Genomic DNA, 13,111 nt, shown 5'->3' on the forward strand with positions numbered 1-13,111 from the left:
CGAAGTGATCGTCCATCCTCCGTCTGTTGTTGAGGTGCTGCCACTGGCGGTGGAGCTACACAACGTTCACGTGGACGTGCTGTTTTGGATCTCATCTTGAGGAGGTCGCGCTTGCTGCCCCGGACACTCGCTACTCTCGCTCTGCCCCTGCTACTCCTGACCTCCTCCGCCCACGCCGCGGGCCTCCAGTTCTTGGAGGCCGATCATGGCCTCCACGGCATCATCTGGACGCCGTGCGCAGCAGACGCCGGGAGCGTGCCGGTTGGAAGCCTCGCGATCCCAGGGCTGGAGACACTGCCCGGGGTCAAGAATTGTCCAATCAAGGGCACGAAGCTGCCCTTGATCGTCATGTCCCACGGCCGCGGCGGCTGGATCGGTGGCAACCATGACGTTGCGGAAGCGCTGGCGGACGCCGGATTCATCGTCGCGGCGATCAACCATCCCGGCGACAGTGTCGGTGACCTGGCGCAGCGCGACAGCCTGTCGGTCTGGCTCTCACGGCCGCAGGACATCATGTATCTGATCGATTTCATGGTGGATGATTGGACAGGCAGAGCGGCGATCGATCCCGACCGGATCGGCTTCTTCGGCTTTTCGCGCGGCGGCTACACTGGAACCGTTCTCGCCGGCGTCGACCCGGACTTTCAAAGGGTCGCTCAATATTGCACGCAACAGAACCCGTTCTGCGAACAGGTCCGCAATGGCGAGTTTCCCCGAAGCTGGCCGCATGACGCGAGGATCAAGGCGGCCGTGCTGGCCGACGCCGCACACACGGTCGGGTTCACGAAGGCTAATCTTGCGAGCATCAAGATTCCCCTCCAGGTCTGGCGCTCGGAGCTCGGCGGCAATGGCGTCGATCCGGAAGGCACGGCACGCGTCACCGCGAGCCTTCCGGGCAGCCCCGAGGTCCACACCGTACCTGCCGCGCATTTCGCCTTCCTCGCGCCCTGCTCCGCGGAGCTTGCCGCCGCCGTGCCGCGGATCTGTGCCGATACGCCCACAGATTTCGATCGCGCGACGTTCCACCGGCAGTTTGACGCCGAGGTCGTCAGGTTCTTCTCCGACAAGCTGCTGAGCAAGTAGCCGCGCGCAATGTTGACAGAAAATGGGCCTCATCATCTGCCAGACGCACGGCCGAGCCGCGATCATCGAAACCTGCGGACATGTCGCGCAGCAGATCGAGCAACGGATGGCGCCGACCGGACATCGCCTGACCATTCTGGGTCATCTCTTTGTTTGCGACGCCTGCTTCGATGAGCTGGGCTTCGATCGCTTCGCCAGCCTGACAGAAATGCCGATCGAGGAAGCCATCGACGTCGACGATGGACGTTGGCAATTGTACGAGGCCGCCTATGATCGCCTGGCAGGCCGGACCGTCTTCTGTCTGGATTGCGTTGGCGACCTCGGCCTTCGCTCTGCCCCATGATCCGCTTCTCGGCACGATGGAAGAAGGTGACGCTCGGCATCTATGTCATCGGCGTCATTGCGTTCGGTCTTTGGATGCTCTGGAACATCTACGATAATGGGGGCTTCAGCCGATCGCATACGCCCGTGGACTTCCTCGTGGCCGCAGAGCTCAATTTTGCATTGATCCTGTTGTGGCCTCTGGTTCTGATCCTGTTGTTGCTGTTCTGGCTCGGCCTTCTTCTCCGCTAGGCGCCGGACACCGAACATCTACCAGCCGTGCTCGTCGGGCAAATCAGGTCGAATAAGCGCGCAGCAATGGCGATCCGAGTGCCTCGCGCGTACCGAAACCGCATCCAACCAGCCGGCGCCAAAACACGAATTTCGCCAGCGCTTTCAACACCCGACTCGCTGTCCAGTCCTGGAGGCAGAAATAATTCACTTTCGCTTTTGCCGAATTCGTGATTGTCTCTCCTCATCCCGCCTCGGTACGAGGGGCGTATCGCGATCGTCACGACACGCGAGGTGGGGAGCGATGGCCGCGGACATGCCGCAGCACGTCTCATGACGTGCGGACGAACGGCAGTTGGCGGACGTGAAGTCGCAGCGTCCTGACACCCCGATGCTGGTGTCACGCCGGTGGTGATGATGATCCGCCGGTCACGGGGGCAATCAAGCCCGGTCCCCGGGGAGACTGCGTATAAGCGTGAAGACCATCGCGCAGGGAATGCCGGGATGTCTCGGCGGCACCTGTGGTTCCTGCCCCGTGCACTCTTTTACGCACGGGGGCCATGGGGGCGGCCAGCTCCCGGCATTCCCTGCGCCCTCGTCGTTTGAGAGGGTGGGCGTCTTTCATGACCCGGGCGCATCGTCGCCGCGGGAGATGCGGCCGCATGGGCATGTCGATGATCGTCCAGATCAGGCGCCGAACAATTACGGACCGCGACCGCAAACCGAAAGGTTTTGGTTAATTTTGTCCTGCTAGCTCTCGGACATTGTTCTCTGACGGTGGATTCGGACGCATGGCTTTCTTCTCCGGCAAGACTGCAGCACAGCAAAAGCACGATCTATTGCTGAACGAGATCTTCGAACGCAGCCGCGATTCCATTCTGGTGCTGTCCAACGGCAAGATCATCGCCTGCAACGAGGCGGCCGTCCGGTTCGGCGGCTTCCGCAACAAATCCGATCTGCTGTCACGCTCCCCGGCCGACATTGCACCCGAATTCCAGCCGGACGGGCGCCGCTCCGCCGACGTCGCCAAGGAGAACAACGCCAAGGCGACCCGCGACGGCCATACCAGCTTCGAATGGGTCACGCGCCGTGCCGACGGCTCGCAGACGCCGGTTCAGGTCACGCTGGTGCCTGCGAAGATCGACGGTGAGCCGGTGCTGCTGAGCTATCGCCGGGACATCTCCGACATTCTGGCGGCCCGCGAGGAGAAGAAGCGCGCGCTGGACCGGCTCGCCAAGGATTTCGAGACCACGGTCGGCGCAATCGCCAATGCGATCTCCGGCGCCTCGCGCGAGGTGGAGACCACCGCGGCCTCGCTGACGACGACGGCGGACCAGGCCGCGCAACGCGTGGCGACGGTGGCGGCAGCGTCGAACTCCGCCTCCTCCAACGTGCAGGCGGTGGCCGGCGCGACCGAGGAGCTGTCGAGCTCGGTCAGCGAGATCAACCGTCAGGTCGCGACCTCCTCGACGATCGCCGGCGAAGCGGTCGAGGCGTCTGCGCGCACCAACGACCTGGTCAACAGCCTGGCCGATGCCGCCGCCAAGATCGGCGCGGTGACCGACATGATCAACGCGATCGCGAGCCAGACCAACCTGCTGGCGCTCAATGCGACCATCGAGGCGGCGCGTGCCGGCGACGCCGGCCGCGGCTTCGCCGTGGTCGCATCGGAGGTCAAGAGCCTGTCGAGCCAGACCGCCAAGGCGACCGAGGAGATATCAGCCCATATCAGCGCGATGCAGCGCGCCACCAGTGATACCGTCGCCGCGATCCAAGGCATCGGCGGCACCATCGGCCAGATCAGCGACATCGCCAAGACCATCGCGACCGCGGTCGATCAGCAGGGCCACGCCACGCAGGAGATCGCCCGCTCGGTCAGCCAGGCCGCGAGCGGCACCCGCGAGGTCGCCACCAACATCGGCGCCGTCAGCCAGACCGTCGATTCCGCGGGCGGCGCTGCGCGGCAGATGCTGGGCGCCGCCGGCCAGCTCGCCAAGCACGCCGACGCGCTGCGCGGCAAGGTGAAGGATTTTCTGACCGCCGTGCAGGCGGCGTAGTTTTTCAATCGCCTCCGCGGCAGACGTTGGCGATCAGGACGGCTCCGTGAGCTCAGCTCCCGGAGCAGCTGTTTGAAGACGTGGATAGGAAACGCAACACTCGCCCGGCCTCGCGGTCGAGAGGCGGCAGCGAGGAGATGGGGCGGCATCCCCACCCACCGCTGTCGTCCCGGGCAAGCCTGGACGGCGCGTAAGCGTCGTCGAGGCGCCGACCCGGGATCCATACGCCGCGGCGGACGTTGCGAGAGGAGCTCGGAACCACGGGCGTGCCACCACACGGTCTCCTGTGGGTATGGATCCCGCTTTCGCGGGGATGACAGCTGAGGATAAAGCGACAGCTTTGGCCCACCGTTGGCCGGGACGACAAAAAGCAAGAACGCCTTACGTCGACGATACCGCGGGCTTGCGGCCGTAGATTGCATCGGCCCGCTTCTCGAACGCCGCCGACATGCGCGCGAACACGGTATCGAACATCGAGCCCATCAGCATCGCCAGCACGCGGCTCCTGAACTCATAGGCGATGAAGAACGACACCTCGCAGGCGCCCTGCTCGCGCGGCTCGAAGCCCCAACGGTTCTCCAGGCTCGAGAATGGCCCGCTGACATATTCGACCAGGATCTTGCGGCCGGCGCGATCGAGCGTGACGCGGCTGGTGAAGGTCTCCTTGACCAGCTTGAACGACACCGTCATGTCGACGACGATCACCTCAAGCCCGTCGGGCTTCTGGCTGCGCTGGCGCACCACCAGCGACTGGCACAGCGGCACGAACTCCGGGTAGCGCTCGACATCGGCGACGAGGTCGAACATCTGGTCAGCCGAGTGCGACACGCGGCGCTTGTTGGAAAATCTCTGCATCTCGTCTCGATCAGCGCGCGATGGCGTCGCGCGCGGCCTTCAGCTTGGCGAAATCCTCGCCGGCGTGGTGCGAGGAGCGCGTCAGCGGGCTCGCGGACACCATCAGGAACCCCTTGGTGTAGGCGACGGTCTCGTAGCCGGAAAACTCCTCCGGCGTGACGTAGCTCATCACCGCGTGGTGCTTCCTGGTCGGCTGCAGATATTGGCCGATGGTGAGGAAATCGACCTCGGCCGAGCGCAGATCGTCCATCACCTGCAGCACCTCGTGGCGCTGCTCGCCGAGGCCGACCATGATGCCGGACTTGGTGAAGATGGTGGGATCGATCTCCTTGACCCGCTGCAGCAGCCGGATCGAGTGGAAATAGCGGGCACCGGGACGGACCGACAGATAGTGCGACGGCACGGTCTCGAGATTGTGGTTGAAGACGTCCGGCTTGGCCGCGACCACCTGCTCCAGCGCGCCGTCCTTGCGCAGGAAGTCGGGGGTCAGCACCTCGATCGTCGTGGTCGGGCATTTGGCACGGATGGCGCGGATGGTCGCCGCGATGTGGGCGGCGCCGCCGTCGGCGAGATCGTCGCGATCGACCGAGGTGACGACGACATGGGCCAGGCCGAGCTTGAAGGTGGCCTCCGCGACATGCTCGGGCTCGCCGGCGTCGAGCGCGGCCGGCAGGCCGGTCTTGACGTTGCAGAAGGCGCAGGCCCGCGTGCAGGTGTCGCCCATGATCATGAAGGTGGCGTGCTTCTTGTCCCAGCACTCGCCGATGTTGGGGCAGCCGGCCTCCTCGCACACGGTGACCAGGCCGTTCTCGCGCACGATGTTGCGGGTGTCGGCATAGCCGCGCGTCGTCGGCGCCTTGACCCGGATCCAGGCAGGCTTTGCCGGCGAGATGGAATCCGGCCGATTCGCCTTCTCGGGATGGCGGGGGCGCAGCGGCGTGTTCGAGAGCGTGTCGACGATGGTGACCATGGGGATTCTTGCAGTTTCTGCTGAGCCCTAGCTATTCCGTGCCGCGGCGCACCGCAACCGGCTGGCCGAGTCTATCAGGGCATGGCAGATATGGGCAGCGCCCACGGGCGCTCGTTCCGACTGAATCCCCTCAAAATGGCGCAAAAACCCGCACGAGCTCCCGCAGTTTCACGGCCCCGGCGCCCGGGCGCAGGCCAGCGGCTGACGCGGGCGTTCTTCGGCCGCCCCGTGCTCGAAGTGGCGCCGGACCTGATCGGCGCCACCTTCCTGGTCGACGGTGTCGGCGGGATCATCGTCGAGGTCGAGGCGTATCACCACACCGAGCCGGCGGCGCATTCGTTCCGGGGGCCAACGCCGCGGAACCAGGTGATGTTCGGGCCGCCCGGCTTTGCCTATGTCTACCGTTCCTACGGCATTCACTGGTGCGTGAATTTCGTCTGCGAGGCGGAGGGATCGGCGAGCGCGGTGCTGATCCGGGCGATCGAGCCGACCTTGGGCGTGGACGAGATGCGGCGGCGGCGCAGGCTGGAGGACGTCCGTGCGCTGTGCTCCGGGCCGGGTAAGCTGACGGAGGCGATGGGCATCACGATCGCCCACAACGGCATGGCGCTGGACGGCACGCCGATCGAGCTGTTCGCGCGGAGCGGCGCGGTCGAGGTGGTGGAAGGCGTGCGCATCGGCATCACCAAGGCAGTCGAGCTGCCCTGGCGCTACGGGCTGAAGGGTTCGCGATACCTGAGCAAGCCGTTTGCTCCGTCATCGCGAGCGTAGCGAAGCGATCCAGGGCTGCGCGGGAGCTCTGGATTGCTTCGCTTCGCTCGCAATGACGAGAGAGTGCGAATTACCCCACGCCCTGCAGCCGGGCGAGCGCGTCCTGGAACTTGGCCTTGCGGGCCAGCGCCGCGTCGCGCTTCTCCTTCTCCTCCTCGACGAGCTCCTCGGGCGCGTTGGCGACGAACTTCTCGTTGCCGAGCTTCTTGTCGACGCGCTCGATGTCGGCCTCGGCCTTGGCGATCTCCTTGGCCAGGCGGGTGCGTTCGGCAGCGAGATCGACGACGCCCTTGAGCGGCAGCGCGGCCACCTCACCGCGCACGACGAGCTGGGCGGAGCTTTCAGGCGCGGTGTCGGCGAAGGAGATGTCGGCGACCCGGGCCATGCGCTTGATGGCCTCGAGCCAGCGCGGGGCACGCGCCTTGGTCTCGGCCGAGGCGCCGACGAGGACCAGCGGGATCAGGGTCGACGGCGGGATGTTCATCTCGGCCCTGACAGAACGGATCGAGCTCATGAGATCGACCACCCAGCCGATCTCGGCCTCGGCCGCCTCGTCCTTGAAGCTGGCGGCATCGAACGAGATCAGCAGCGGCGGCACCAGCGGATCGCCGAAGCTTGCCGCTGACAGCGCGGCGATCTCTGCGACGGTCGGCGCGTCGGTGCGATGCGGCCAGGGCGACAAGGTCAGCAGGCTGTCGCGCTTGGCGGTCGTCTCCCACAGCGCCTCGGTGATGAAGGGCATGAAGGGATGCAGCAGCTTGAGGATCTCGTCGCGCGCCCAGGCGACCATGGCGCGGGTCTCGGCCTTGGCCGGGCCGTCCTCGCCCAACAGCGTCGGCTTGGACAGCTCGACATACCAGTCGCAATAGACGTCCCAGACGAAGCGGTAGATCGCGTTGGCCGCGTCGTTGAAGCGATAGGCCTCGAGCGCCTCGGTGACCTCGCGCGTCGCGGCGGCCGCCTCGTGCGCGATCCAGCGGTTCAGCGTCTCCTTGGCGGCGGCCGGATCAAAGCCCTCCGGCACCGCGCAGCCGTTCATCTCGGCGAAGCGGCTGGCGTTCCAGAGCTTGTTGGCGAACTTGCGGTAGCCGTCGACGCGCTGGGTGGACAGCTTGATGTCGCGGCCCTGCGCGGCCATGGCAGCCAGCGTGAAGCGCAGCGCGTCGGCGCCGTGCTCGTCGATCAAGGCCAAGGGATCAATGACGTTGCCCTTCGACTTCGACATCTTGGCGCCCTTCTCGTCACGGACGAGCGCGTGGATGTAGACGGTCGAGAACGGCACCTCCTTCATGAAGTGGATGCCCATCATCATCATGCGGGCGACCCAGAAGAAGATGATGTCGAAGCCGGTGACCAGCACGTTGGTCGGATAGTAGCGCTTCACCTCCGGCGCATCATCAGGCCAGCCGAGCGTCGAGAACGGCCACAGCGCCGAGGAGAACCAGGTGTCGAGGACGTCTTCATCGCGGGTGATGAAGCCGGCGCGCTTGTTGCGGTCGAGCGCCATCTCGCGGCCCTGCTCCGCCGTGATGACCTCCTGCTCGACGTAGTAGCCTATGGCGTGGCCGACGGCCTCCTCCTCCGTCTCGGCGACGAACACCTTGCCGTCGGGGCCGTACCAGGCCGGGATCTGATGGCCCCACCACAGCTGGCGCGAGATGCACCACGGCTGGATGTTCTCCATCCAGTCGAAATAGGTCTTCTCCCAGTTGCGCGGCACGAATGTCGTCGCACCCGACCTGACCGCTGCGATCGCGGGCTGCGCAAGGGTCTTGGCGTCGACATACCACTGGTCGGTGAGATACGGCTCGATCACGACGCCGGAACGGTCGCCATGCGGCACCATGTGCGTGTTCGGCTCGACGCGCTCGAGGAAGCCGAAGGCCTCCAGCCGCTCCAGGATCTTCTTGCGCGCAGCGAAGCGCTCGACGCCGTGGAACTCACGGGCGAACTCCTCCGAGCCTTCGGGAAGGCCGCGCAGATAGTCCTCGTTGTCGGCCAGCGCGACGCAGCCTTCGCGGTCAAGGATGCTGATCTGCGGCAGGCCGTGGCGGCGGCCGACCTCGAAATCGTTGAAGTCGTGCGCCGGGGTGATCTTGACCGCGCCGGTGCCCTTCTCCGGATCGGAATAGGTGTCGGCGACGATCGGAATCTCGCGGCCGACCAGCGGCAGGATCACGCGCTTGCCGACGAGGTGCTGATAGCGCTCATCGTCGGGATGCACCGCGACCGCGCTGTCGCCGAGCATGGTTTCGGGGCGCGTGGTCGCGACCACGATGAAGCTCGCCGGGTCCTCGGGACTGAAGGTCCTGCCCTCGATCGGATAGCGCAGATACCAGAGATTGCCCTTGACCTCGATCTGCTGGACCTCGAGATCGGAGATCGCCGTCAGCAGCTTCGGGTCCCAATTGACGAGCCGCTTGTCCTTGTAGATCAGGCCGGCGCGGTGCAGCTCGACGAACACCTTCACGACGGCCTTGGACAGGCCCTCGTCCATGGTGAAGCGCTCGCGGCCCCAGTCGCAGGAGGCGCCGAGCCGCTTCAGCTGGTTGATGATGGTGCCGCCGCTCTCGTCCTTCCATTGCCAGACGCGCGCGAGGAACTTCTCGCGTCCCATCTCGCGGCGGCCGGGCTGCTGGCGCTCCATCAGCTGGCGCTCGACCACCATCTGGGTGGCGATGCCGGCGTGGTCCGTGCCGGGCTGCCATAGCACGTCGCGGCCGCGCATGCGTTCGAACCGGCACAGGATGTCCTGCAGCGTGTTGTTGAGCGCGTGCCCCATGTGCAGCGATCCGGTCACGTTCGGTGGCGGGATCACGATGGTGAAGGGATCGGCCTCGCGGCGGTCGGGACGGCCGGCGGAGAACGCCCGGGCATCCTCCCAGATCAGGGACATGCGACCTTCGAGGTCGGCGGGCTGATAATTCTTCTCGATCATGGCATTTCCAGCGGGCACGGGGCCGCTTTCCAATTCGGGATGTTGCGAACTCGTCCCGGTCTTTCGTCGCGACCTGAAAAAGCTCGCGCAAGCTGTTGGTGCTTGGGCTCTTTTGGGCTGATTCCCAGGTCGCTGACCGCGCTTTCGGAGAGCACTCCGCGATCCGCCCCGGCGGGCATCAGCCTGACAGGGCTAGAAAGCCGCCGCGGCGGGGCAAGTCAACTGTCGCGGCCAACATTGATGGCGTCTGGAACGCCGGGAGCCCTGTTCCGAGTCCGTCCGGCTGGCCCGACCAAGCCGACGGGAATCAGCGGCCGCGGGAGACCCGCTCGATCTCGGCCTTGACGATCCGCTCGACCAGAGCCGGCAGATTGTCGTCCAGCCACGATTTGAGCATCGGACGGAGCATCTCCTTGACCAGATCCTCGAGCGTCCGGGCGTTGTTGCTCAACACGGTGTTGGCGAGCGCATTGAAAGCCGATTCGACGGCGTTGACCGTGGTCGGCGCCAGGATCGGTTGCTTCGGCGGCGCCGGCTCGAACGAGGTCTCGAAGCTCGAAGACCTCTGGTTGAGCCGCCCGGACTCGATGAACTCGATGTCGTCCTGCGGCTCCACCTTGCGGAAGGATGCCGCGGCCGGGCTTGGAGCGGGGGTCGGTGGTGCCACTGCCATGTCGTCCGTCAACTCGAGTACTTCAGGTTCGGGATCAGGCTCCGGTTGGACCGGTCGAATCTCTGCGGCTGGAGTCGTTTCATCCAAACCCGCCAGCAATGCGTCGATGTCGTCCTGGTTGTTGCTGGCGGCCGCTGCGGCCGGTGGCGGTGGCGCGGGAGGCGGTGGCGCCGGCTTCGCAGGAGCCGCAGCAATCTTGGACGGAGGAATGTCGTTCATGACCGGCTTCGGCGCCGGCGGAGCAGCCGCGGGCTTCTCTGCCTTGACCGGTTCGGGAGCCGCAGCCTTCTCGGCTACCGGCGGCTTGCCCTCGTCATCGGCAATGATGCGCCGGATCGATGCCAGAATCTCCTCCATGGAGGGTTCTTGGACCTTCGCAGGCTGCGTCATTTCCGACTCCAAATCAGCGACGCCACCGCACGCGTCGTCTCAGCGCAACTGCCCCGGGTGCCGGATCCAAGCGGCTCGGACTTCTCTTCGGACATGCCGACTTTGTCTCCAGACGAGGCCTGATCGATACAAAACAACGGAACGATACTGACCAGATCGGAGACTATTCTTAGAACAACATCCGACGCACTGCGAATCGTTCCGCGGCCATTTTGAGGCTATGTCATGGCAACAAGAATGCAAGCAACGCCAGCCGCCAAGCAGGTGGAGCACGGATTTCAACGGAGAAGCGTCACCCATCCCCCACAACCGGAACATGCGCCACAACGCAAAATCCCTCGGCCAATGGCCGAGGGATTGAGACCGAGGTTAGTTAAGATTCGACTAGCGACCGTCTGGCGTGCGCACGCCGACCCAGCTGTCGCGGACCTGCTGGTAGTGCACGGTCGGATCGTAGGTGGTCGTCGACAGGTTCAGCACCTGCGGTGACAGCCGGCCGACGCGCTGCAGCACGTTGTAGGACGCGACCACGCGGTCATGCTGCGCGGTCACCAGCGACACCCGCGCATTGACCAGCGCCTGCTGGGCGTTGAGCACGTCAAGGGTCGTACGCTGTCCCGCCTTGGCCTCTTCCCGCACGCCGTTGAGCGCGATCTCCGAGGCCGAGACCTGCGCCTGGGCCGACGCCACCTGGGCCTTGCCGGCGAGCAGATTGCCCCAAGCGGACACCAGATCGGAGCGAGCCTGGTCACGCGTGGTTTCGAGGTTGAGGCGCTGCTGAGCCAGGCTTTCTTTCGACGCCCGGATCAGCGCGTACTCAGCTCCCCCCTGATAGATGGGGACGGTGAGCTGCGCTACGGCAGACGCACCGAACGAGCGATAGGCTGTGAGGCTCTGTTCGTAGGACTGCTGGGCCGAGGCCTGAACTGTGACGGTTGGCAGCAGAGCGCCTTCCTGAATCTTGACCTGCAGATGTTGGACATCGATCCCGTACATCGCGGATGTGACGTTCGGATTTTCGGTCAGGGCGGTGCTGATCGCCTGCTGCAATGTCGAGGGCAGGAAACGATCGACCGGCGCACCCGGAGCCAAGTTCTCCGGATCGTTGCCGATGATGCGACGGAAATTCGAACGGGTGGTCGTCAAGTTGGATTCGGCCGTCAACTGCTGGGTACGGCCGGCTGCCAGCTGCGCCTCCGACTGGGCCACGTCGGTTCGAGTCACCTCGCCGACATTGAAGCGATCGCGGGTCTGCTTGAGCGTCTGTTCGAGCACGCGGGTGTTGCTGCGCTGAACCTCGACGATCGCAGAGTCGCGCAGGTAGTCCATGTAGATCTGGGCAGCCTGAAACAGCACGGTCTGCTCGAGCACGCGCAACGCTTCGCGCTGTCCCGAGACTTGCGCCTCTGCCTTCCGAACGCCGTTCGCGGTCTGCTGACCGTTGTAGAGCGTCTGCGTCACGTTCAGTCCGACGCTTCGCGGCCTCTGCACACCGTGGGCTCCCGGAGTAGCTGGCGCGGCTTGCGCATCCTGATACTGATAGCCCGCCGTCGCAGTGAGGTTGACCTTCGGCCGATATCCCGAAAGAGCCTGCGGCACGCCTTCGTCAGTCGAGCGAACGAGAGCCCGCTGCGCGTTCAGCTGCGGATTGTTCTGATAGGCGCGAACCAGCGCAGCCTCGATCGTGTCGGCCAGCGCAGGCATCGGGCCTGCACAAGCCATCACGAGGACCGCAGCCGCCGCTGCGGTGACGAGCTTCACCCCAAACATCCCTGTTCCATTCATTTGTTACCGGCTCGAACGCCAGAGCCGGGCCGTAACCTGTTGAAGAGACTCCCGCGCGCCTCGCACCTTATTCCCCATGAAAGCGCAACGGAACTACCCTAGCCTGGAACTCGTGCGGAAAACTGTCAACGTGCAGCATCCGGGCCACACTTCTGATTTGAAACAGAATTTTGCCGACCTGCAGCCGCGAAGACGACTCGACGAGACCTTACTGCGCTACGGAATCACCGCGCAGTCCCGTGAGTCCACGAAGAACGTCGTGCAGGCGATCTAAAAAACGAACTCAGGAACCTGCTCGAGACCGGGAAGAACCGGTGCCGCAGCATCGAACAGGACCCTGCTGCCGATATCATCATGCGATCGCGTAAAGATCATGGCGCGGGCGGGCCTGGTCTTCGCGAAAACGCCGACCAGCCGGCCGCCCTCCTTGAGCTGGCGACAAAGGCCGTCCACGGCGATCTCGGTAGCCCCGTTCAGGAGAATCACGTCGAAGCGCCCGTCGGCCGGATCGCCCTGCACGGCCGGCGCGACGCGAATCGTAACCGGGCAGCCTTCAACGCCGGCCAGCGACTGCTTGGCCCGCCCTTCCAAGCCAGAATCAACCTCGGTCGCCGTCACGCTACCGGCAAGCTTTGCCGCAAGCGCGGCGAGATAACCTGTCGCGCACCCGACGATCAGCACGCTATCGGTCGACTTGATCTCGGCGGCCTGCAGCAACTTGCCAATCAGCATCGGCTTGATCAGAAAGCGCTTCGCAGAACCTGCCTCCGCAACATCGAGGTCCAGGTCAAGGTAGGCCAGCGCCCGTCGATCCGACGGGACATAGGCTTCCCGGGGCACGGTCAGCATCGCATCCAGCACACGCTGATCGGTGACGTCGTTGGTGCGTACCTGACCATCGACCATTTTCTGGCGCGCCGTCGCGAAGGAAGACATGAGCAGACCTGCATGCAAAGCGGATGGACCGCGAACGATCTGCGTCATCTTTTGGTACAAGGCTTCCGAAAACGCAACACGCGGTTCAAACGGATGCGCCG

The 13,111-nt window shown here is 64.9% G+C and carries 11 protein-coding genes; 5 read left to right on the forward strand and 6 right to left on the reverse strand.

Annotation, left to right across the window (positions count from 1 at the left end):
* The first annotated feature begins 111 nt into the window (after positions 1-111).
* The 4 genes from LQG66_RS05580 (at position 112) to LQG66_RS05595 (ending at position 3,692) form a co-directional block, all read left to right on the forward strand.
* On the forward strand, positions 112-1,083 hold the full coding sequence (locus tag LQG66_RS05580; RefSeq protein WP_231324279.1) for an alpha/beta hydrolase family protein: 972 nt from the start codon (positions 112-114) through the stop codon (positions 1,081-1,083).
* Between the two features lie 22 nt (positions 1,084-1,105).
* Positions 1,106-1,426: a hypothetical protein gene (locus tag LQG66_RS05585; RefSeq protein ID WP_231324281.1), complete on the forward strand. Its 321-nt coding sequence runs from the start codon at positions 1,106-1,108 to the stop codon at positions 1,424-1,426.
* A complete protein-coding gene (locus tag LQG66_RS05590; protein WP_231324283.1) occupies positions 1,423-1,656 on the forward strand; it encodes a hypothetical protein in 234 nt (77 codons plus the stop codon). Before LQG66_RS05585 ends, LQG66_RS05590 begins: the two co-directional genes overlap by 4 nt.
* Before the next feature lie 770 nt (positions 1,657-2,426).
* Positions 2,427-3,692, forward strand: a complete 1,266-nt coding sequence (locus LQG66_RS05595; RefSeq protein WP_231324286.1) for a methyl-accepting chemotaxis protein — start codon at positions 2,427-2,429, stop codon at positions 3,690-3,692.
* 381 nt (positions 3,693-4,073) lie between these two features.
* Here LQG66_RS05595 and LQG66_RS05600 read toward each other — a convergent pair whose 3' ends face one another.
* Positions 4,074-4,547 carry a type II toxin-antitoxin system RatA family toxin gene (locus LQG66_RS05600; protein WP_231324288.1) on the reverse strand — a complete coding sequence of 158 codons (474 nt, stop codon included), beginning with the start codon at positions 4,545-4,547 and terminating at the stop codon, positions 4,074-4,076.
* A 10-nt stretch (positions 4,548-4,557) separates the two neighbouring features.
* On the reverse strand, positions 4,558-5,517 hold the full coding sequence (gene lipA, locus LQG66_RS05605) for a lipoyl synthase (protein WP_231324291.1): 960 nt from the start codon (positions 5,515-5,517) through the stop codon (positions 4,558-4,560).
* Positions 5,518-5,652: 135 nt separating this feature from the next.
* Here lipA and LQG66_RS05610 point away from each other — a divergent pair, with 135 nt between their 5' ends.
* Complete coding sequence (locus LQG66_RS05610) at positions 5,653-6,288, forward strand: DNA-3-methyladenine glycosylase (RefSeq protein WP_256460605.1); 636 nt, start codon at positions 5,653-5,655, stop codon at positions 6,286-6,288.
* Between the two features lie 70 nt (positions 6,289-6,358).
* Here the strand turns inward: LQG66_RS05610 and LQG66_RS05615 are convergent, their stop codons facing one another.
* The 4 genes from LQG66_RS05615 to LQG66_RS05630 all read right to left on the reverse strand — a co-directional run bounded on the left by LQG66_RS05615 (position 6,359) and on the right by LQG66_RS05630 (position 13,010).
* Positions 6,359-9,226 carry a valine--tRNA ligase gene (locus LQG66_RS05615; RefSeq protein ID WP_231324293.1) on the reverse strand — a complete coding sequence of 956 codons (2,868 nt, stop codon included), beginning with the start codon at positions 9,224-9,226 and terminating at the stop codon, positions 6,359-6,361.
* Positions 9,227-9,533: 307 nt separating this feature from the next.
* On the reverse strand, positions 9,534-10,289 hold the full coding sequence (locus LQG66_RS05620) for a PopZ family protein (protein WP_231324296.1): 756 nt from the start codon (positions 10,287-10,289) through the stop codon (positions 9,534-9,536).
* Between the two features lie 384 nt (positions 10,290-10,673).
* Positions 10,674-12,059: a TolC family outer membrane protein gene (locus tag LQG66_RS05625; protein ID WP_231324298.1), complete on the reverse strand. Its 1,386-nt coding sequence runs from the start codon at positions 12,057-12,059 to the stop codon at positions 10,674-10,676.
* A 285-nt stretch (positions 12,060-12,344) separates the two neighbouring features.
* Positions 12,345-13,010, reverse strand: coding sequence for a protein-L-isoaspartate O-methyltransferase family protein (locus LQG66_RS05630; protein ID WP_231327702.1), 666 nt, complete (start codon positions 13,008-13,010; stop codon positions 12,345-12,347).
* Between the last annotated feature and the right edge of the window lie 101 nt (positions 13,011-13,111).

This window comes from Bradyrhizobium ontarionense, assembly GCF_021088345.1.
In the GTDB taxonomy this organism is placed as follows: Bacteria; Pseudomonadota; Alphaproteobacteria; order Rhizobiales; family Xanthobacteraceae; genus Bradyrhizobium; species Bradyrhizobium ontarionense.

Bases quoted from the DNA above. Each gene is read 5' to 3' on its own strand.
- LQG66_RS05585 (WP_231324281.1), top strand. From the start codon at position 1,106: ATGGGCCTCATCATCTGCCAGACGCACGGCCGAGCCGCGATCATCGAA.
- LQG66_RS05590 (WP_231324283.1), top strand. From the start codon at position 1,423: ATGATCCGCTTCTCGGCACGATGGAAGAAGGTGACGCTCGGCATCTAT.
- LQG66_RS05595 (WP_231324286.1), top strand. From the start codon at position 2,427: ATGGCTTTCTTCTCCGGCAAGACTGCAGCACAGCAAAAGCACGATCTA.
- LQG66_RS05600 (WP_231324288.1), bottom strand. From the start codon at position 4,547: ATGCAGAGATTTTCCAACAAGCGCCGCGTGTCGCACTCGGCTGACCAG.
- lipA (WP_231324291.1), bottom strand. From the start codon at position 5,517: ATGGTCACCATCGTCGACACGCTCTCGAACACGCCGCTGCGCCCCCGC.
- LQG66_RS05610 (WP_256460605.1), top strand. From the start codon at position 5,653: ATGGCGCAAAAACCCGCACGAGCTCCCGCAGTTTCACGGCCCCGGCGC.
- LQG66_RS05615 (WP_231324293.1), bottom strand. From the start codon at position 9,226: ATGATCGAGAAGAATTATCAGCCCGCCGACCTCGAAGGTCGCATGTCC.
- LQG66_RS05620 (WP_231324296.1), bottom strand. From the start codon at position 10,289: ATGACGCAGCCTGCGAAGGTCCAAGAACCCTCCATGGAGGAGATTCTG.
- LQG66_RS05625 (WP_231324298.1), bottom strand. From the start codon at position 12,059: ATGTTTGGGGTGAAGCTCGTCACCGCAGCGGCGGCTGCGGTCCTCGTG.
- LQG66_RS05630 (WP_231327702.1), bottom strand. From the start codon at position 13,010: ATGTCTTCCTTCGCGACGGCGCGCCAGAAAATGGTCGATGGTCAGGTA.